Here is an 18,766-nt window from a genome sequence, read left to right on the forward strand (position 1 = left end):
TGCGTCATCGCCGCTGGCGCGTCGATAGAGATTGGGGCTTGACTTCGGGGCCCTTGCGAGGCGCTCATCGGCCGGAAAAGGCCGGGCTGAAAAGCACCCGGCCGAGCTCGAGAAGCTAGCACCTCGCACCCAAAGTCAAGCCCCAATCTCAAGCGTACGTGGTTGCGTTTGCGCAGGTACGTCACGTCATTACCGGTTGCCGTGGTGCGCCCAGGAAGGACGCCTCGCCTTCGGCATTGCGTTGAGGTCAGGTAGCTCGGCTGCGCCTCGCTTCGGCTGCTCTCGTCGTTCCGCTGCCGCCTTCGGGCAGTGCTCCGATGAGTGCTCATGTTTTGTGCGCGTTCGGGCCTTGACCCGGCTTCTTTGGGTTGCAATCATCGGGTCTTCTCGCCGCCGCCCCGGACGAGAAGGCGATGGTCATGGGACTGCGTCGTGTGTGGCTGTTGATGGTGGCCGTGTTGGTTGCCGGCCTGGTCACGGCTGTGGGGGCGGCTCGGGCTGAGGTGCGGCATCCTCGGCAGGAGTGGTTGCGGGCCTCTACCGCCGGGTTGTTCTTGCACTGGGGGATGTTCACCGCGCCCAAGCACCTTGACTGTGCGGAGTGGGAGCGGGACGTCACTGGGGGCGGGTGGACGCCTGACTACTGGATTGACGAGGCCCGGAAGCTCGGGGCGTCGTACGTCGTGCTGGCCACCTTTCACAGTCGGCTCGGGTATGCGCGGCCCTGGCCTTCGGCGGTGCCCGGTAGTTGTGCCACTCGGCGGGACCTGCTCGGCGAGCTCGTTCGGGCTGGTCGGGCCAAGGGGGTTCGGGTTGTCCTGTACATGACGGACGACCCTCAGTGGCACAGCGAGCAGGGTGTGCAGATGCTGGATTCGGCTGCCTACTCGGCTTATCGGGGGGAGGCTGTTGATCTGACGACCCGGGAGGGATTCGGGAAGTACAGCTACGACCTGTTCTTCGAGGTCATGCGGCGGTATGAGGATCTGGCCGGGTTCTGGATCGACAACGACAACGAGTACTGGGAGCGGAATCGGCTCTACGAGCAGATTCGGGAGTTGCGGCCGTCCTGGTTGTTGAGCAACAACAACGAGGACACGCCGATCATGGACACGGTGTCGAACGAGCAGAAGACCGGGATGTTTCCGGCCTACGACTACCCGGCTGCCACGTTCACGCCCATGCCCCGGTTGTCGGAGGCCTGTTACAAGCTGCCGAACACCGGGGACTGGTGGTTCGACGGGGGTGAACATGCTGTTGATGTTCGGTTGAACACCGGGCGGTACGTGACCAACGCCGGGTCTTCCATCAAGTCGTTGATGGCGGAGACGCCCATGGTCAACGGGAAGATGCCTGTGCAGCAGGAGGCTTACAACAACTTCATGGCTTCTTGGGTGCCGCCTGTTCGTGAGTCGTTGCAGGGGGTTGAGGGGGCCGGGTACATGTACGGCGGGATGCAGCCCGGGTTCTGGAACGACGGGGCGCACGGGGTGATCACCATCAAACCCGGGACCGGGCGGCAGTACGTGCACGTGGTGACGCGGCCTCGCGCTGACTTCGTTCGGTTGCGGGACAACGGGTATCGGGTTGCCGCAGTGCGGGATCTGCGCACTGGGGAGCGGATGCGGTTCTCGCAGTCGGGTGGGTATCTGGCGATCCAGGGGATCACGAAGTGGGATGAGTACGACACCGTGTTCGCGGTGGAGACGGTGGGGCAGCACGGGTTCTACGGTGGGGTTGAGGCTTCGGCCACGTCGTCGGCTGGTGGGTTTCCGGCTTCGAATCTGACCGACGGCAGCTATGAGACGTATTGGGATGCTGGTGGTGCGCAGCCTGTGGCGGTCTCGCTAGACCTCGGGCGGCGCAAGGACGTGGCGTTCCTGGCGATCAACCAGCGGGAGTCGTCGCCCACGCACGCTCGGGTGTCGTTCGGGCGGCCAGAGGATTCCAGTCGTGTCAAGGACTATCAGGTCACGGCTTCGGATGACGGGCGTCGGTGGTGGCACGTTCGGTCCGGGGCGTTGCCGTCCGCGCGAGGGACGCAGTTCATCGACCTCGGGGCGCAGAAGGCCAGGTATGTGAAGCTGACGTTGGTCAGCACGTGGGGTGGGGCGCAGGCGCCGGTGTACTTCAAGCAGGTGAAGATCGATGAGATTCGGGTCGGGTACGGCTATCCGCGCGGGGGTTTGGGCGGTGGCTGGAGGCTGAGGACGCGCAACGGTCTGGTGGTGCGCGACCGGAGGCTTGTGCGGCTTGCTCTGGTGGGCGTCAGGTGGGTGGGCTCGGGGCTGTCACGTTCGGGGACGTTTCCGTTGGTGTGGCTGGGGATTATCGGTTGCAGATGGATTTCGCGGCTGAGCGGGACGCTGTTGTTTCGGTGAGCGTCAACGGTGGTGGGCCTGTTTCGGTCGGGGTGCCGAAGGGGCGGGCTGATGTGCCTGCGCCTACTTTCGTTGCGGTGCCGTTGAGTGCTGGGCGGAACACGGTGAAGGTGGTCGGGGGTGGTGGGGTCGGGCTGGACCGGATTTCCGTTGGTGGGCTGCCTCCTGCCGGGTACACGCCCAAGACCACGTTGACGGTGGAACCCCATGGGGTGCAGTGGGTTGGGGGTGGGCAGCAGGCGGTGAAGATCGTCGCGCGGCTTCGGCTTGACGCTGACGACCAGATCGACGACGTGGTGCTGGCGCCGGTGTTGCCTGCCGGGTGGACGTTGAGCGGGCCCGGCGCCGCTCGGGCCTCGATGCGGTTGGGCGGGGTGCTGGAAGGGGTGTGGACCGCTGCTTCGCCTGCCGGGCAGGACGTCGGGGCGGTGAGCATTCCGGTGAACGCCTCGTTCCGGTTGTTGTCCGGTGAGCGCAAGGTTTCTGGAGTGGTGCCGGTTCGGGGCCGGCCCGCTGACCGGGTGTTCGTGCGGGAGGCGGAGGACTCGGCGAACCTGTTCGGGAGCACCGGGCTCACCGGGTGCGGTGCTTGTTCGGGCGGCGAGAAGGTGCGCAACATCGGTGGTGGTGCGGATGCCGCGGTCACGTTCCCGAACGTCGTGGTGCCGGCAGCGCGGACGTACCGGATGTTCGTGCAGTTCACGGTGAACGGGCCGCGGTCGTACTTCGTGTCGGTCAACGGTGGCGCGCCGGTCGAGGTGAAGCTCAACGGGGTCGGCAACACCACGCCGTACGTGGTGGAGGTTCCGGTGGCGTTGAACGCCGGTGCCAACACCATCAGGTTCGGCAACGACGGCGCGGGTGCGCCCGATCTGGACCAGATCGCCCTCGCCTGAGCGATAGGGTGCCGTCCCATGGGGGTTGAAGGCCAAGGATGGCAGGGGTTTTCCCACTACGACTGGAACGACCTCGCGGCCGTGCGGGCGCGGCTGGACGCGGGCGCTGACCCGGACGGCGGCATGTCCTGGTCGACGCCGCTGCACGCGGCCGCCGCGTTCGGGACGGCGGAGGTCGTGGCGGAGGTCGTCGCGCGCGTCGCTGACGTGGACCACGTCTTCGACGACCGCACCGCGTTGTGGCGGGCGGTGCACGGACGACGGCCCGACGCCGTCCGGGTGCTGCTCGCGGCGGGTGCGGATCCGGTGCGGCCCATGATGTCCGGCTGGTCGCCGGCGCGGCTGAGCCTCACCACGCCGCACCCGATCACCTCGGCCGAGGTGCTGACGCGGCCGGAGTGGGAGACCGCGGCGGAGTGCGGCCGGCTGATCGCGGCGTTGCAGGGCCTTCCGCCCCACGACGGGTACAGCCTCGCGTGCGTCGCGGGCGTGGACGCCGCGGAGGCCCTCCGCAGGCTGAACGCCGAGCCGATGCCGGCCCAGGAGGCGCTGGAGATGCTGGCCGAGGACGAGTCGGAGTTCGTCGCGGGGGTCACCGACGTGCCGGGCGGGTGCGTCGTGATGCAGCCCCAGTACTACAACGCCTCGTCGGCGGACGTCCTGGACGCGCTGTCCGCCGGCACCGTCGCGTACGGCATGTACGCGAACCCCAAGAGCGGCAACCAGGGCAGCATCCACCGCGACGGCGCGACCGTCGACTGGGATCTGCACCCCGGAGGAGCGCCGGGCGACCGGGGCGACACGGCGGAGGTGTTGCTGGAGCACCTCTGCGCGGGACACGCGGTGGCCTACTGCTGTGCCTACGCGGGCCTGCGACCGAAGGACGCCAAGGCGTTCACTGAGCCGGACCAGTGGTTCTACCTTCACGATCTCAGCTTCTGGAGCGCATGATGGGGTGATGCTGGAGGCGGCGCGCAGGCGGATCAGCCGGGGGCTCTTCGGGATGGTCGCGGGTCCCGAGGGGCAGAAGCACGCGCAACGGATCCACGGCTCGCCCGGGCCGCGCCTGTTCGCCGCGGACCGGCCCATCCGGCACGTGCACGCCGACAACGCCATGTTCATCGGTGGGCTGCGGGCGTTGCTGCTGCAGTCGTTGCACCCCTTGGCGATGGCGGCGGTCGCGCAGCACTCCGACTACAAGACCGACCCGTGGGGCCGGTTGCAGCGCACGAGCCTGTTCGTCGGCGTGACGACGTACGGCACGGTCGAGGACGCTCGGGCGGCGGTGGCGCGGCTGGCGCGGATCCACGTGCACATCAACGGGGTGGCTTCGGACGGGCGGTCGTACCGGGCCGACGATCCGCACCTGCTGGCCTGGGTGCACGTGGCCGAGGTCGACAGCTTCCTGCGGTGCCACCAGCGGTACGGGGAGAAGCCGCTGGACGACTACGACGGGTACGTCGCCGACATGGCCGTGCTCGCCGAGGAGATGGGGATTCCCGATCCGCCGCGCACGGTACGCGAGCTGGAGGCGCGGATCGACGCGTACCGGGCCGAGCTGCGCGGGACGCCCGAGGCCCGGGAGGCGGCGCGGTTCCTGCTGCTCAGGGCGCCGGTGCCGATGCTGGCGCGGGGACCGTACGCGATCCTGAGCGCCACGGCGGTCTCGTCGTTGCCGGTGTGGGCGCGGGTGCCGTTGCGGCTGCCGTACCTGCCGATCGCCGAGGCCACCGGGGTGCGGTTCGCGGGGCACGCCCTGATGCGCGGCCTGCGGTGGGTGACCGGTTAGTCCTGGAGGAAGCGCACGACCAGTGGGGTCGCCTCGCTCGCGAACTCCTCGAAGTAGCCGTGTCGCGCGCCTTCGATGAGGTGCATGCGGGCGCCGGGGATGCGTTCGGTGATGAGTGGTGCGTTGGCCGTGGGGTTGAAGATGTCGTCGGTGCCGTGCACCACGAGCGTGTGCGCGGTGATGGACGGCAGGACGTCCCACGCGTCGTGTTCGGCGCTTGCGAAGAGGTGTCGCTTGCGCGCGTGGGGAGGCATGTTCGGGTCGCCCAGCGTGTTGTACGGGCCTTTGTACGCCGGGGTGTACATCAGCTCTTCCAACGCCCGGCGCGCCTTCATCGGTTCGATCTGGGCGAGCGACTTGCGCACCTCGGCGCTGCGTTCGACGCCGTGCGCGCCGCCGGGGGAGGTGCAGCCGAGCACCAGCCTGTCCACGTGGGAGCTGTGGGCGGCGGCGATCCACTGCGCGATGCGGCCGCCCATCGACGTGCCGTAGACGTGCGCGCGGTCGATGCCCGCGTCGGCCAGGATCGCCACGCAGTCGTCGGCGAACATCCTGGTGCTGTACGGGATGTCCGGCTTGTCGCTGGAACCGGTTCCGCGGTGGTCGGTGACGATCGTCGTGAAGTGCTCGGAGAAGCCCGGGCGGACCTGTGACCACCAGCGGGACGAGTTCGCCTGGCCCGCGATGAGCAGCAGCGGCGGGCCGGAGCCCTCGACGTCGTAGAAGAGCCGGGTTCCGTCCGCGGCACGAGCGTGGGGCACGACGAGAAGTCTAGAACCTTGACTTCGTGGTAGATGGTCTAGTCCAATTCGGGGTGGACCCCCTGCCGGCCGCCACGCGTGAGGGATGGAGCAACCCATGCTGCTGTTCGCTCGAATATCCGCGGTGGCCGCTCTGGTGCTCGGCACCGTGATCGTCAGCCTCGCCCCTGCCAGCGCCGCCGGAGTCACGGCGACGTTCTCGAAGAACGGCTGGAGCACCGGGTACACCGCGACGGTGACGATCAAGAACGAGACCAGCGCGGCCATCACGTCCTGGAAGGTCGAGTTCGACTACCCGGCCTCGACGTCCGTCGGGGCCTACTGGGACTCGCTGCTCACCAAGAGCGGCAACCGCAACACGTTCGTCAACCGCGAGTACAACGGGAACGTCGCACCCGGTGCGAGCGTGACGTTCGGGTTCAACGCGGCCGGGACAGCTGATCCCGCGAACTGCACTGTCAACGGTGCGGCTTGTACTGGTGGAACCGGGCCTACGACGACGTCCTCGACTACTTCCACGACGACTACTACGACCACCACCACGACTACTACGACGACGACCACGACCGGTCAGCCGCCCACGGGGCAGTTGCCGCGCAAGGTGCTCGTCGGGTACCTGCACGCCAGCTTCGCCAACGGGTCCGGCTACATCCGGATGCGGGACGTGCCGGACGAGTGGGACGTCATCAACCTGTCGTTCGCCGAGCCCACCAGCGCGACCTCCGGTGAGCTCAGGTTCGCGCAGTGCCCGGTCGCGGAGTGCCCGAACGTCGAGTCGGAGGCCGAGTTCATCGCGGGCATCCGAGCCCAGCAGCAGAAGGGCAAGAAGGTCAACATCTCCATCGGCGGCCAGAACGGCCAGGTCCGGCTGGAGACGACGGCGGCGCGTGACGCGTTCGTGCGCTCGACGGCGGCGATCATCGACAAGTACGGCCTGAACGGTCTCGACGTCGACTTCGAGGGCCACTCGCTGTCGCTGAACCCCGGTGACCTCGACTTCAAGAACCCGACGACGCCCGTGGTCGTGAACCTGATCTCGGCGTTGCGGTCGCTGAAGGCGCGCTACGGAGCCAACTTCGTGCTGACGATGGCGCCGGAGACGTTCTTCGTGCAGGTCGGCTACCAGTTCTACGGCGGCACGGGCACCGGCGATGCGCGCACGGGCGCGTACCTGCCGGTGATCGAGGCGATGCGCAACGACCTGACGTTGCTGCACGTGCAGGACTACAACTCCGGACCCGTGATGGGCCTGGACAACCAGTACCACAACATGGGCGGCGCGGACTTCCACGTGGCGATGACCGACATGGTGCTGGCCGGGTTCAACGTGCGGGGCGACGCGTCGAAGTTCTTCGCGCCGTTGCGCCAGGAGCAGGTGGCGATCGGGCTGCCGGCCGCGCAGTACGCGGGCAACGGGTTCACGTCGGTCGCGGACGTGCAGACCGCGCTCGACTGCCTCACCAAGGGGACGCGGTGCGGCAGCTACAAGCCTCGCGGGGTGTACCCGAACCTGCGTGGGCTGATGACGTGGTCGATCAACTGGGACAAGTACAACAACTACGAGTTCTCCAAGGCGCACAGGGCTTATCTGCCTCGGTAGTGCTCGGGGAGGATGCCCGGCCGGCGGGATCTGCTCGGCGGCCGGGTGGTGGGGTGGCCGGTTTCGGTCGCCCTGACTTCCTGCCGGGTGGCGGGGGCGGCCGCGTGGTCGCCCCCGCTTTCGTTCTAGGCGAGCGTCGACCAGAACTGGAGTTCGTAGGACTGCAGGAGGCGGCCGTAGCGCCAGGCGTGCTTCGGCTGCCAGCCCGCGTCCAGGGCCGCCTGGACGGCCGCGATCGCCCGGTCCTCGAGCTGGGGCGCGGGCGTGGCGAAGAAGTCGACGAACGCGCACGCCTCGTCGGAGAAGCCGTAGTGCTCGCGCAGGCCCTTGGCCATGCGGGCGCAGTAGCCGCCCCACGCGGTGAAGTTCGCGAGGATCGCCAGGATCACGTCGGTCGGTTCGCCGTTGAGCGCCATCCACGCCTGGTAGGCGGGGTAGGACTGGCAGCCGGGGAACGGTTCGTACGCCAGGAAGTCCTTGGCCTTCATGCCCGCTGCCTCGGCGAGCGGCTGGAGCATGGGGAGGACGAGCTCCTCGCCGCCGGCGAGGAGGGTGAAGAACGCCCGCGCGTTCGGCTCCTCGGCCTTGGCGGCCAGGGAGAGGAATGTTCGCCAGTCCGACGACACGATGTGGCTTTCCTCGGCGGCGAAGGTCGCGATGACCGAGCGGGGCGCTTTGCCCGTTTCGATCAGGTTCACCACCAGGTTGTCGTGCTCACCGGGGTGCAGCTCGGTCCGGATGCGCGTGACCAGCTCTTTTGCGTTCATGGGGCGATTCTTCCGCAGATCGGAAATCGTTCGCCAGAGTGGCAGGTCATCGGGGAGCATGCTCGCTCGTGGCTGAACACACCTATCGAGTGCTCGTGCGTGGGCGCTTCGCTGAGTTGACCGATTCGCAGCGCGGGTTGTTGAAGGAGCGGCTGGCCGGCTTCGACTTCCTGCGGGATGCCGGGTTCAGTGAGGAAGGCGCGCTGACGTACGACGAGAAGCTCGACTTCTTCAGCTATCGGGTGATTCTGGTGGCTGAGGAGAAGCCGGACGAGGCCGGGTTGAGGCGGGCGTCTGCTGCGCTGGACGAGCTCGGGGTGGACTTCAAGGGGTTGAAGGCCAAGGTCACGGACATGGACGAGATGAAGATCAACCGGCCTCGTCGGCTGGGCTGACGGGTGCCGGTGCCGGTTCCGTAGGTGCGTCGCGTTCCAGCGGGGTTGGTTGCGTTTTGTTGGTTGGGCTGCGGTTGCGAGGGTTGGTTGCGCGGGTCTCGACGAAAGACCTGGGGTGTGCGATTGGGGCTTGACTTCGGGGCCCTTGCGAGGCGCTGATCGGCCGGAAAAGGCCGGGCTGAAAAGCGCCCGGCCGAGCTCGAGAAGCTAGCACCTCGCACCCAAAGTCAAGCCCCAATCGCCTTGAGCGGTGGAACCGGCTCTGTGGCGGGCATTGGCCCGTTCGGGCTCGCCTTCGGCTTCGCGTGCCGGGTTTCGTAGGTGGTTGGCTTTGCGTTGACGGCTGTCCGGTTGGGTGCGCGCGCCTGGCTTGCGTACGTGGTTGCTTTGGGTTGACGACTGCGGTTGGGTGGCTCGCGCCGGGCCGAGACGGTGGTCGCCTTGCGTTCGCGGCTGCGGTTCTTCCTTTTGGGCAAAGAAATCCCCCTGACCGGCTGGTGGCCGGGCAGGGGGACGGGACTAGCTGGTTAGTCGTGGGCTGCTACGGGTTTGGGTAGTGCGCCAGGTAGGCCTCGGTCGAGCCTGCCGTGGCCGTGCCGCCCGCGTTGTTGACGATCCGCTGGATGGTGCCGTTGCCGCCTAGCGAGACGGTCACCATGCTGTGGAGCTTCACGCCCGGGGTGTTCGGGATCTCGAACGCTCGGTCGGCCGTGACTGAGGCGTTGAAGCGCATGAAGATGTAGCTGCCCAGGCCCCACGCCTCGTGGGAGGTGACGTTGTTCGCCACCTTGTAGGCCGCGTAGCCGCGGGTCGAGCCGTTCATCCAGGCCTGCTGGTTGGGGGCTTCGTAGGGCATTTCGTTCTGGTAGAAGTACGTTCGGCCGCCTTGGCCGTTCCAGATGGTCTGGTACTTCTGGTAGTGCTCCACGAAGAGGCCGTACATCGTGACGTTGTTGCCGTTCACAATGAGGCCCGTGTCGGCGGTGTTGAGGTCCCAGCCGACGCCGATGGAGTGGTCGCCTCGCCAGAGCCAGAGGTGGTCGCCGATCACGTTGTGGCTGTTGATGACCAGCGAGTTCGTGGCGCGGCCGACTGCCGAGCCTCCGATGCGGACGTAGAAGTCGTGCAGGGAGGTCGGGTTGGCCGAGTGGTTGGCGTTGCTGCCCGGCGCACCGATCTGAGCCAACAAAGGAGAGTTGGTCGGGGCTGCGTCCACGAGCAGGCCCGCGATCTTCACACCGTCCACATCGGCCACGTCGAGGGCCATGTTGCCATTGGTGGGCATGACGGTCGCGAGGCCGAGGCCCATGACGACGGTGTCGGGGCGGGTCACCCTGATCGGCTCGGACACCTGGTGGATGCCCGGGGTGAGGAGCAGGTGCTTGCCCGCGGCGAGCTGGGCGTTCATCGTCGCGGCCGAGGTGCCCGGCTTCGCGATGTAGAACTGCGAGAGGGGGATGTTCGTGCCCTGCTGGGTGCCGGACGCCCAGGTGGTGCCGCTCGAGTTGGAGCGGAGTGCGGGGACGAAGACGTTGTAGTTGCCGCTGCCGTCGACGTTCAGGAACGGCTTCTCCCGCACGACCGGGGTCTGCGCGACGGTGGTGTACGGGGGTTCGGGGAACGAGGTCTGGGGTGCGTTGCGGGCGCCCACGAAGACCATGTTCCAGTTCTCGCCCGTCCAGGAGCCCCACTCGGTGTTGCGGGACAGCCACTGCTGCTGCGAGCCGGAACGGACCTGGCCGGTCACGACCGAGTCGGCGAGGAAGCCGCCGCTCGACCAGCCGTTGTCGTCGAGCTGCATGTTGCCGTAGGTCTTGGTGCGGCGCATGGCCGACGCCTGCGAGACCGCCCAGGTGTTGGTGCCCGAAGGCGGGCGGATCGCCAGGTTCTCGGCGCCACGCCAGAAGTTGTGGGTGGCGTTGCCCTGGAACCAGTCGGCCTCGACGTGGACCTGGCCGTTGATCGTGACGCCGTCGGGCAGCATGCCCAGGCCGAGGACCTGGGTGAAGAAGCCGATGTTGACGTCGACGTTGTAGTTGCCCGGCTTGAACATGATCGCGTACCGGCGGGCGTCGTACTGGCCCTCTTCCTGCTGCCGGAACACGTCGTTCAGGCGTGCCTGGATCGTCGCCGCCGGCATCGACGGGTCGAAGATCAGCACGTTCGGGCCGAAGTCCGGGTTGCCCGGCTGCTGCGGGCCGCCGCCGGACAGGCGGAAGAGCTGCGCGTTGGTCCCGTTGCAGGTGTACTGGACCAACTGGACGTCCTGCGTCGACGCGCCGGGCACGTCGAGGCACTTGGCGCTGTTGCGGTTCACGAACCGGTAGGTGTCCGTGCCGACCTGTTCAGGACGCCATTGCTGGTTGTTCGCGGTGAACGACTGCCACATGTGGACAGCCGCGTTGTCCGCGGTCGAGACGTTCGAGACGTCCCAGACCTGGCCCTGGCCGACGGTGTAGTACCCGTCGCTCGCGGGCGTGAAGGTCCAGGTCTGTCCCGAGCATCCTTGTTGGCGGAGCTGTGCGCCGTTGGCCGTTCCCAGCGACTCCACGCACTTTCCGCTGCCGACGTTCGTCACTTGATAAGCGGTTCCGGGCACCACGTCGGCCTGCGCCGCGACCGTCCACACAGGAACGATCGCCGCTGCTGCCAACGCTGCCACCAGCAGGGGGGTTCTCACGGGTCACAGGGTGGGGGTGGTTTGTTGCAACCGTCAACGAACCTTACTGTTTCCGGTCCCGTTCCGGTATTGACAGTGCTTTTTGTCAAATGCGATTGTGCTACGCGTGGAGCTGTCGCCGTTGCGCCGATCGTTGCTGGAGCTGTTGAAGTCGCCTGCTTCGGCGACCCAGCTCGCGGCGACCCTCCAGCTGCCCCGGCAGCGGGTGAACTACCACGTCAGAGCCCTGGAACAGGCCGGTCTCGTCGAGCTCGTGGAGGAGCGGCAACGGCGCGGGTGCGTCGAGCGCGTGCTGCGCGCGCGGCCCGGCCGGGAGATCGCCGCGGACGTCCAGGACCAGTTCGCGGCGACGCACCTGGTGTCCGTCGCGGAGGACACCGCCCGGGACGTCGAACGGATGTCGGGGGCGGCGGCCGATGCGGGAAAGCGCTTGCTCACGTTCACCGTGGAGACGACGGTCCGCTTCGGCGCGCCCGGCGACGTCCACGAGTTCACCAGCGACCTGGCCGAAGCGGTGCGGCAGATCGCGTTGAAGTACGACACCGAGACAGGCCGCCCGTACCGGGTGGTCGCGATGGGCCACCCCGGAGTAGCAGATGAGTGACGAAGGCGTCCGGATCGAGATCACCGTGGCCGCGCCGGTCGAGCTGGTGTGGGAGTCGTTCCGCGACAAGGAGAAGCTGCGCCACTGGCACGGCTGGGACATCCCGGAGCTCGACGCCGAGATCGACCACATCTACTTCCAGAACGCCGAGGAGGCGGGCGACACCACGCTCGTCCTGCACGGCCACGACACGTTCGCGCTGACCGAGGTCCCCGAGGGCACGCACGTGGAGCTGACCCGCGCGCCCAAGGGCACCACGCCCGAGTGGGACGCCTACTACGACGACATCACCGAAGGCTGGATCACCTTCCTGCACCAGCTGAAGTTCGCGCACGAGTACCACCCCGGCGAGAAGCGCCGCACGCTCTTCTGGCCGCACCCGGTCGACCTCGGCGTGAGCGGCAAGCCGTTCTTCGAGTCGGCGCACCAGCACGGCGTCGTGGTCGAGGAGTTCGGGCCGGGACTCGTGGTCACCAGCCATCAGATGACCGTCGTGACGACCTACGGGAAGTCCGACGACGAGCTGGAGGCGATCCGGGCTCAGGCCGCCGGACCGAAGTAGCGGGTCAGGAACTCGTTGCGGAAGACGCCTTTCGGGTCGTGCTCGCGCAGCAACGACCGGAAGGCGTCCCACTGCGGGTAGCGCGCGGCCAGCAGCGCCGGTGGCACGGTGAAGAGCTTGCCCCAGTGCGGCCGCGGCGCGATGGCCTCCTCCAGGCGGGGCAGCAGCCGCAGCACCTCCCGCGTGTTCGGCACCCAGGTGAAGTGGATCGCGATGCTGTCCCGGTCGTAGGCGGGGGAGAGCCACTGCGGTTCCTCGTCGACCGTGCGGATCTCGCAGGCCTGCACCAGCGGCGAGATCACCGTCGACATCTCCGCCAGCGCCCGCAACGCCGTCACGGCGCGCGTGCGGGGCACGAAGTACTCGGTCTGCAGCTCCTCGCCGACCGACGGCGTGAACTCGGCCCGGAAGTGCGGCAGCCGCTCGTGCCACGGGCCGGGCACGCCGCCCTGCACGGTGCAGCGGGAGCCGGGCTGGCCGGGTACCGGGTGCACGGGTTCGGTCGCGGCGTGGCCGGGGAACAGGAACTCCGGCTCGCCCACGCGGTGCTTGGCGAAGATCGTCGCGCCGCCCTGCCAGTCGACGAACGCGCTCACGCTGTACGCGCCGCCGAAGATCTGTTCCATCTGCACCAGCAACGTCGTCCACGCCACGTCCTCGTAGACCGTCTGCGCGACCTGGAACGACGGCTCCACGTCCAGCGTCACGGTCGTGACGACGCCCAGCCCGCCCATTGACACCGGCGCGCCCGCGGACGTCAGCTCGACGACCGACCCGTCTCCGCGCAGCACCTCGACCGACCGCACCGCGCCCGCGAGCGACCGCGACCCCGAGCCGTGTGTGGCCGTGGCGACCGCGCCGGCGACCGTGATGTGCGGCAGCGACGGCATCGTGTGCAGGGCGAGCCCCTCCGCCTCCAGCCTCACCGCCAGCGAGGCGAGCGTCATCCCGGCGCTCACCCGGACCGTGTGGCCGGACACCTCGAAGACCTCCGGCATCGCCGCCAACGACACCAGTGCGCCGGTCGTGTCGGCGACTGTGCTGAACGAGTGCCCCGAGCCGACCACGTGCACGGCCGATGAACCGCGCACGATCGCGCGCAGGTCGTCGGCCGTCGCCGGGCTGACGACCTGGGCCGAGGAGAACGTGACGTTGCCAGCCCAGTTGGTACTCATACAGACACGGTAAGCGCCGACGCCAGCAAACGTTGCGTGTAAGGGTCCTGCGGCGCGGCGAACACCTCCGTGCCCTCCTCGACGACGACACCCCGGTGCAGCACCGCGACGCGGTCGGCGAGGTGCCCGACGACCGCCAGGTCGTGGCTGATGAACAGGCACGCGAACCGCAGGTCGCGCTGCAGCGACTGGACCAGCTCCAACACCCTGGCCTGCACGGTCACGTCCAGCGCGGACGTCGGTTCGTCGGCGATCAGCAGGTCGGGGCCGAGCGCGATGGCACGGGCGATGCCGACCCGCTGGCGTTGCCCGCCGGACAGCTCGTGCGGGTAGCGGTCGCGCAACTCCCTCGGCAGTTGCACGGCGTCGAGCAGCTCGTCGACCTTCGCGGCCAGCTCCCGGCCGCGCGTCCGGGTGTGCAGCACGAGGGGCAGCGCGATCGACCGGGCGATCGTGGCGCGCGGGTTGAGCGACGACAGCGGGTCCTGGAACACGAGCCCGATGCGGCCGCGGTCGGCCTTGCGCAGGCCGGCGACCTCCCGGCCGGCCACGGTGATCCGGCCGGTGTAGCGGGTGAGGCCGGTGACCGCGGCCGCCAGCGAGGACTTGCCGGAGCCGGACTCGCCGACGAGGCCGAGGGTCTCGCCGCGGCCGATCGAGAACGACACGTCGGAGACGGCGCGGAACTTCCCGTAGGTGACGGACACGCCGGAGAGCTCCAGGACGGGCGCTTCGGGCGCACGACCGGGCAGCTCCCGCGAGTCGAGCCGCAGCACCGAGTCGAGCAGCGTGCGCGTGTACTCCTGCGCCGGCTCCCGGAAGACCTGCCGCACCGGCCCGGTCTCCACGACCCGTCCCGCGTTCATCACCACGACCCGGTCGGCGAGGTCCGCGACCACGCCCATGTCGTGCGTGATCAGCAGGATCGCCACCCCGAGCCGGTCGCGCAGGTCCCGCAGCAGCCCGAGGACCTCGGCCTGCACCGTCACGTCCAGCGCGGTCGTCGGTTCGTCGGCGATCAGCAACGACGGCTCGTTCGCCACCGCCATCGCGATCACCACGCGTTGCAGCTGACCGCCGGACATCTCGTGCGGGTACGCCCCGAACCGTTCCGGCGGCAGCCCGACCAGTTCCAGCAGCTCGACCGCCCGCGCACGGGCTGCCGACCGCGAGGCCGCGCGGTGCACCCGCACGGCCTCGACGATCTGGCTGCCGATCGTGAACACGGGGTTCAGCGCGCTCATGGGTTCCTGGAACACCATGCCTGCCTCGTTGCCCCGCACGGAACGCAGCTCCTCGGCGGTCAGCGAGTACAGGTCGCGGCCGTTCAGCACGGCCCGTCCCGTCACCGAGGCCGTCGGGGGCAGCAACCCCAGCAACGACATCGCCGTCACGGTCTTGCCCGAGCCCGACTCGCCGACCACGGCGAGGACCTCCCCGGCTGTCAGCGAGAACGAGACCTCGCTGACCGCCGGGGAGCCGGTGCCGAAGTCCACCGAGACGTTCTCGACGGACAGCAGTGCACTCACTTCGAGATACCCACCTGCAGGTAGTTCGGGTAGGCGGGGAAGTCGGCGATGAAGAAGTTGCCGACCTTCGAGCCGTGGATGAACGAGTTGCGCGTGTAGATCAACGGCACGACCGGCGAGTCCTCCAGGATCCGCTTGTCGATCGCGGCCCACTTCTTGCCGGCCTCCGCCGGGTCCACAGTGGACTGCGCGGCCTCGATCAGCTGGTCCACCTCGGGGTTGGAGTACCGCGAGATGTTGTAGCCGCCCTTGCCGATCTCCGAGGTGGCGAACAACGGCTGGATGTTCGCGTTGGCGCTGGGGAAGTCGGGCTGCCACGACGAGAGCGTGAGGTCGTACGTCGGGTTCTCCGCGAGGTTCGTCTCGGTCTCGAACGCGTCGGCCTCCAGCGTGCGCAGGGTGACCTTGATGTTCGCCCTGGCCAGTGCCGCCTGGATGGCTTCGGCCTTCTCGGTCTGGTTGTTGGACTTGTTCAGCACCAGCGAGAGGTTCTCCAGGCCGTTCGGGAAGCCCGCCTCGGCGAGCAGCGCCTTGGCCTTGTCCGGGTCGCCCTCGGGCTTGGACGGGTAGAGGTCGAACTGCTCGCGGCCCTCGATGCCCTGCGTGATCAACGTCGTCGCGGCGTCACCGGCCAGCGCGGCCGTGCCGGCGGAGGCGATCTGGTACGCGGACTTGTTCACCGCGTACTGGAACGCCTGGCGCACCTTGACGTTGTTCAGCGGCGCCTTCTGCGTGTTCAGCGCGAGGTAGGCGACCGCGCCCGACTTCGACGTCACGACCCGGGACTTCGCCGAGGCGTTGGCCTGCAGCTGCGCGAGCTGGGCGGGCGAGGCGAACGACGCGCCGAACGCGAACTTGTCGTCACCGGAGTCCGCCGCGAGGCGCTGCGACACGACCGAGGCGTCCTGACCCAGCTGGAACACCACCTCGTCGGGCAGGCCCGCGCGGACCTGGTCCTTGGCGCCGTCCCAGTTCGGGTTGCGGGAGAGCTTGACCTCGACGCCCTTGGTGTAGGTCTGGATCTGGTACGGACCCGAGGCGATCGCGTGTTCCTGGTAGTCGGGCTCGGCGCCCTTGCCCTTCGGCACCGGCGCGAACGCGGGCGTGGAGGCGATCCACGGCCAGTCGCCGTACGGGCGGGTCAGCTTGAACGTGATCGTCTTCGCGTCGGGCGTCTCGATCGAGTCGAGCTCCTTGCCCTCGAAGGGCCCCTGGTAGTCGGCGCCGCCGAGCAGGTCCTTGTGGTAGCCGAGGCCGCCGCCGAACGCCGGCGCGAACGAGCGCTCGACACCCCACTTCACGTCCGCGGACGTGATCGGCGTGCCGTCGCTGAACTTCAGGCCGTCCTGGAGCACGAACGTCCAGGTCTTGCCGCCGTCGGTGGTCTTGCCGGTGTCGCCGAGGTCGGGCACGACCTTCGCGGGCTGCCCGACGGCGTTCTGCCAGCCGGTCAGTCTGCGGTGCACGAGACCCAGGGTCGTGATCGCGAGGCTCTGCGACTTGGCCGGGTCGAAGTTCAGCGTGCGCGACTCGGACAGCACGCGCAGCGTCCCGCCCTTGTCCGGCTTGACCGCCGCGTCACCGGAGGGCTGCTGGTCGTTCGCGCCACAAGCGGCGGCCCCCAGGGCACCGACGAGAACGACCGCAAGAAGCTTCTTGCTGGACAACGGACTTTCCTCCCTCAGGTGAGTCGTGCTCGGGGATCGAGCACGCCGTAGGACAGGTCGACGACGGCGTTGGCGACGACTACGAGAAAACCGGCGAACAGGGTGCAGCCGAGCAGCGTCGGCAGGTCCCGGTTGTGGACCGCCTCGATCAGCAGGCCGCCCAGTCCGGGCAGGCTGAACACCCGTTCGGTGATCACCGCGCCGCCCAGCAACGAGCCGAACTCGATGCCGGTGAGCGTCACGACGGGCAGCAACACGTTGCGCAGCGCGTGTTTCCCGACGACCGTCCGCTCCGGCACACCCTTGGCCCGGGCGGTGCGGATGAAGTCCTCGGACATCGTTTCGAGCATCTGCGAGCGGGTGAGCTTCACGTAGTGGGCGCCGTGCGCGAACGCCAGCACGCACCACGGCAGGACCAGGCCCCACGCCCAGCGCACCGGGTCGTCGGCGAACGCGGTGTAGTTGCCCACCGGCACGACGTTGAGCTGGAAGCCGAGCACGAGAATCCCGAGCAGCCCCACCAGGTACACGGGCGCGGACACGCCGATCACCGACCCGGCCAGCGCGACCCGGTCGAACCAGGTGTCCTTGCGCAGCGCGGCGAGCACGCCGATCGCGACGCCCGCGGCGACCCACAGGACCGCGGCGCCGATCGCGAGCGAGAACGTCACCGGCAGCCGGTCGCCGATCAGCTCCAGCACGTCGGTGTTCTGCCGGAACGAGTAGCCGAAGCACGGTGCGGCGCAGTGGATCGCGGTCGCGCCGGTGCCGAACGTCCGCCCGGTGAAGATCCCGCCGAGGAACGTGAGGAACTGCTGCCACCACGGTTCGTCGAAGCCCATGAACTCCCGCGCCAGCGCGAGGTTCTCCGGCGTGCACGGCTTGCCGCACGCCAGCAGAGCCGGATCGGACGGCACCAGGTAGAACACGACGAACGTGCAGAAGGCGACGATCAGCAGCACGAGCACCATGCCGCCGAGCCGGGTGAGCGCGTACTTCACCGCTTCGCCACCGACCTCGGGTCGAGCGCGTCGCGCAGCCCGTCGCCCAGCGCGTTGAAGCCCCACGTGACCGCGAACAACGCGAGCCCGGGGATCAGCAGGTACGTCGGGTCGACCTGCACCCAGTCGATGGCGGCGCTGATCGAACGGCCCCAGCTCGGCGTGGGCGGCAGCACACCGACACCGAGGAACGACAGCGCGGCCTCCAGCCCGATCTTGCCGGGCACTGACAACGTTGCCATGACCAGCACGGGACCCCAGAGGTTCGGCAGCAGCTCGGTGCGGAAGATCTGCCACGGCGACGCGCCGAGCACCCGCGCGGCCTTCACGAAGTTGCGTTCCTTCAACGTGAGCACCTGCGCGCGCACGATCCGCGCGGTCGACGGCCAGCCGAAGAACCCGATCACCACGATCAGCAGCAGCGCCCGCGGGAACTCGGCAGGCACCACCGCGCCCAGGGCGATCATGAACACCAGGTACGGGAAGCCCAGGAACACGTCGGCGGTCCAGGTGATGACCCGGTCCGCCCAGCCCCCGAGATAGCCCGCGGCCGCGCCGATCAGCAGCCCGAGCACGATCGACACCACCGTCGCCGCGAGGCCGATCAGGAACGACGTGCGCGCGCCGTGCACGACGATCGCGAACAGGTCGCGCCCGGTCAGCGGCTCGACGCCGAACCAGTGCTCCGCGCTGATCCCGCCGAACGAGCCCGCGGGCAGTCCTGTCGCGGGGTCGAGCGCGGTCGCGTCGTAGGTGTACGGGTCGTGGCCCTCGAGGGCGGTGAGGACGTCCGCGAAGATCGCGACCAGGCCGATCACCACGACGGTGACCGTGCCGGTGAGCGCCCAGCGGTCGCGGGCGAGCACCGAGGCGATCGCGGCGGGCACCGACCGCGCGACGGGAGTGGACAACTGCGTGACCTGCTTCTTCTGCTGTGTTGATCTGACGCGGCGAGACAG

Annotated in this window: 16 protein-coding genes; 8 read left to right on the plus strand and 8 right to left on the minus strand. The window is 68.5% G+C overall.

The genetic code is table 11. From position 1 onward, the window contains the following. The first annotated feature begins 413 nt into the window (after nucleotides 1–413). The 4 genes from ACFWNN_RS41380 (at nucleotide 414) to ACFWNN_RS41395 (ending at nucleotide 5,066) form a co-directional block, all read left to right on the plus strand. Entirely contained in the window at nucleotides 414–2,381 is a 1,968-nt protein-coding gene (locus ACFWNN_RS41380; protein WP_382445451.1) for an alpha-L-fucosidase, read from the plus strand. A 77-nt stretch (nucleotides 2,382–2,458) separates the two neighbouring features. Beyond that, a complete protein-coding gene (locus tag ACFWNN_RS41385; RefSeq protein WP_382445452.1) occupies nucleotides 2,459–3,277 on the plus strand; it encodes a hypothetical protein in 819 nt (272 codons plus the stop codon). Between the two features lie 18 nt (nucleotides 3,278–3,295). Further along, the gene (locus tag ACFWNN_RS41390) at nucleotides 3,296–4,228 is read left to right on the plus strand and encodes an ankyrin repeat domain-containing protein (protein WP_382445453.1); all 933 of its coding nucleotides are present in this window, start codon (nucleotides 3,296–3,298) and stop codon (nucleotides 4,226–4,228) included. 7 nt (nucleotides 4,229–4,235) lie between these two features. Next, a complete protein-coding gene (locus ACFWNN_RS41395; protein WP_382445454.1) occupies nucleotides 4,236–5,066 on the plus strand; it encodes an oxygenase MpaB family protein in 831 nt (276 codons plus the stop codon). Here the strand turns inward: ACFWNN_RS41395 and ACFWNN_RS41400 are convergent. Continuing rightward, nucleotides 5,063–5,827 (minus strand): alpha/beta fold hydrolase, encoded by a 765-nt coding sequence (locus tag ACFWNN_RS41400; protein WP_382445455.1) that lies wholly within the window; start codon nucleotides 5,825–5,827, stop codon nucleotides 5,063–5,065. The two genes, ACFWNN_RS41395 and ACFWNN_RS41400, sit on opposite strands and share 4 nt — an antisense overlap. Before the next feature lie 97 nt (nucleotides 5,828–5,924). On the opposite strand from ACFWNN_RS41400, the gene ACFWNN_RS41405 reads away from it, so the two are divergent. Next, entirely contained in the window at nucleotides 5,925–7,427 is a 1,503-nt protein-coding gene (locus ACFWNN_RS41405; RefSeq protein ID WP_382445456.1) for a chitinase, read from the plus strand. A 125-nt stretch (nucleotides 7,428–7,552) separates the two neighbouring features. Here the strand turns inward: ACFWNN_RS41405 and ACFWNN_RS41410 are convergent, their stop codons facing one another. Then, nucleotides 7,553–8,194, minus strand: a complete 642-nt coding sequence (locus tag ACFWNN_RS41410; RefSeq protein ID WP_382445457.1) for a transcriptional regulator — start codon at nucleotides 8,192–8,194, stop codon at nucleotides 7,553–7,555. Nucleotides 8,195–8,262: 68 nt separating this feature from the next. On the opposite strand from ACFWNN_RS41410, the gene ACFWNN_RS41415 reads away from it, so the two are divergent. Next, nucleotides 8,263–8,589, plus strand: coding sequence for a DUF6204 family protein (locus tag ACFWNN_RS41415; RefSeq protein WP_382445458.1), 327 nt, complete (start codon nucleotides 8,263–8,265; stop codon nucleotides 8,587–8,589). 541 nt (nucleotides 8,590–9,130) lie between these two features. Here the strand turns inward: ACFWNN_RS41415 and ACFWNN_RS41420 are convergent. Then, on the minus strand, nucleotides 9,131–11,269 hold the full coding sequence (locus tag ACFWNN_RS41420) for an RICIN domain-containing protein (RefSeq protein WP_382445459.1): 2,139 nt from the start codon (nucleotides 11,267–11,269) through the stop codon (nucleotides 9,131–9,133). Between the two features lie 106 nt (nucleotides 11,270–11,375). Between ACFWNN_RS41420 and ACFWNN_RS41425 the strand changes: the two genes are divergently transcribed. Both ACFWNN_RS41425 and ACFWNN_RS41430 read left to right on the plus strand, forming a co-directional pair. Then, nucleotides 11,376–11,873 (plus strand): helix-turn-helix domain-containing protein, encoded by a 498-nt coding sequence (locus ACFWNN_RS41425; RefSeq protein WP_382445460.1) that lies wholly within the window; start codon nucleotides 11,376–11,378, stop codon nucleotides 11,871–11,873. After that, the gene (locus ACFWNN_RS41430) at nucleotides 11,866–12,435 is read left to right on the plus strand and encodes an SRPBCC domain-containing protein (RefSeq protein ID WP_382445461.1); all 570 of its coding nucleotides are present in this window, start codon (nucleotides 11,866–11,868) and stop codon (nucleotides 12,433–12,435) included. Before ACFWNN_RS41425 ends, ACFWNN_RS41430 begins: the two co-directional genes overlap by 8 nt. Here ACFWNN_RS41430 and ACFWNN_RS41435 read toward each other — a convergent pair. From ACFWNN_RS41435 to ACFWNN_RS41455, 5 genes are read right to left on the minus strand one after another with little or no spacing between them, the layout of a single operon-like run. After that, nucleotides 12,414–13,610, minus strand: coding sequence for a D-arabinono-1,4-lactone oxidase (locus ACFWNN_RS41435; RefSeq protein WP_382445462.1), 1,197 nt, complete (start codon nucleotides 13,608–13,610; stop codon nucleotides 12,414–12,416). The two genes, ACFWNN_RS41430 and ACFWNN_RS41435, sit on opposite strands and share 22 nt — an antisense overlap. Further along, nucleotides 13,607–15,139: a dipeptide ABC transporter ATP-binding protein gene (locus tag ACFWNN_RS41440; RefSeq protein WP_382445463.1), complete on the minus strand. Its 1,533-nt coding sequence runs from the start codon at nucleotides 15,137–15,139 to the stop codon at nucleotides 13,607–13,609. Before ACFWNN_RS41440 ends, ACFWNN_RS41435 begins: the two co-directional genes overlap by 4 nt. Beyond that, a complete protein-coding gene (locus tag ACFWNN_RS41445) occupies nucleotides 15,136–16,806 on the minus strand; it encodes an ABC transporter substrate-binding protein (RefSeq protein ID WP_382445464.1) in 1,671 nt (556 codons plus the stop codon). The genes ACFWNN_RS41440 and ACFWNN_RS41445 overlap by 4 nt, the downstream gene beginning before the upstream one ends. 14 nt (nucleotides 16,807–16,820) lie before the next feature. Next, entirely contained in the window at nucleotides 16,821–17,807 is a 987-nt protein-coding gene (locus ACFWNN_RS41450) for an ABC transporter permease (protein WP_382445465.1), read from the minus strand. Beyond that, nucleotides 17,804–18,718 carry an ABC transporter permease gene (locus ACFWNN_RS41455; RefSeq protein ID WP_382445466.1) on the minus strand — a complete coding sequence of 305 codons (915 nt, stop codon included), beginning with the start codon at nucleotides 18,716–18,718 and terminating at the stop codon, nucleotides 17,804–17,806. Before ACFWNN_RS41455 ends, ACFWNN_RS41450 begins: the two co-directional genes overlap by 4 nt. Nucleotides 18,719–18,766: the final 48 nt, after the last annotated feature.

The sequence above is a fragment of the Lentzea sp. NPDC058450 genome, from assembly GCF_042721395.1.
Lineage (GTDB): Bacteria > Actinomycetota > Actinomycetes > Mycobacteriales > Pseudonocardiaceae > Lentzea.

Excerpts from the sequence above, each read along its gene's own strand:
- ACFWNN_RS41380 (WP_382445451.1), top strand. The coding sequence starts at position 414 with ATGGTCATGGGACTGCGTCGTGTGTGGCTGTTGATGGTGGCCGTGTTG.
- ACFWNN_RS41390 (WP_382445453.1), top strand. The coding sequence starts at position 3,296 with ATGGGGGTTGAAGGCCAAGGATGGCAGGGGTTTTCCCACTACGACTGG.
- ACFWNN_RS41395 (WP_382445454.1), top strand. The coding sequence starts at position 4,236 with ATGCTGGAGGCGGCGCGCAGGCGGATCAGCCGGGGGCTCTTCGGGATG.
- ACFWNN_RS41405 (WP_382445456.1), top strand. The coding sequence starts at position 5,925 with ATGCTGCTGTTCGCTCGAATATCCGCGGTGGCCGCTCTGGTGCTCGGC.
- ACFWNN_RS41410 (WP_382445457.1), bottom strand. The coding sequence starts at position 8,194 with ATGAACGCAAAAGAGCTGGTCACGCGCATCCGGACCGAGCTGCACCCC.
- ACFWNN_RS41430 (WP_382445461.1), top strand. The coding sequence starts at position 11,866 with ATGAGTGACGAAGGCGTCCGGATCGAGATCACCGTGGCCGCGCCGGTC.
- ACFWNN_RS41435 (WP_382445462.1), bottom strand. The coding sequence starts at position 13,610 with ATGAGTACCAACTGGGCTGGCAACGTCACGTTCTCCTCGGCCCAGGTC.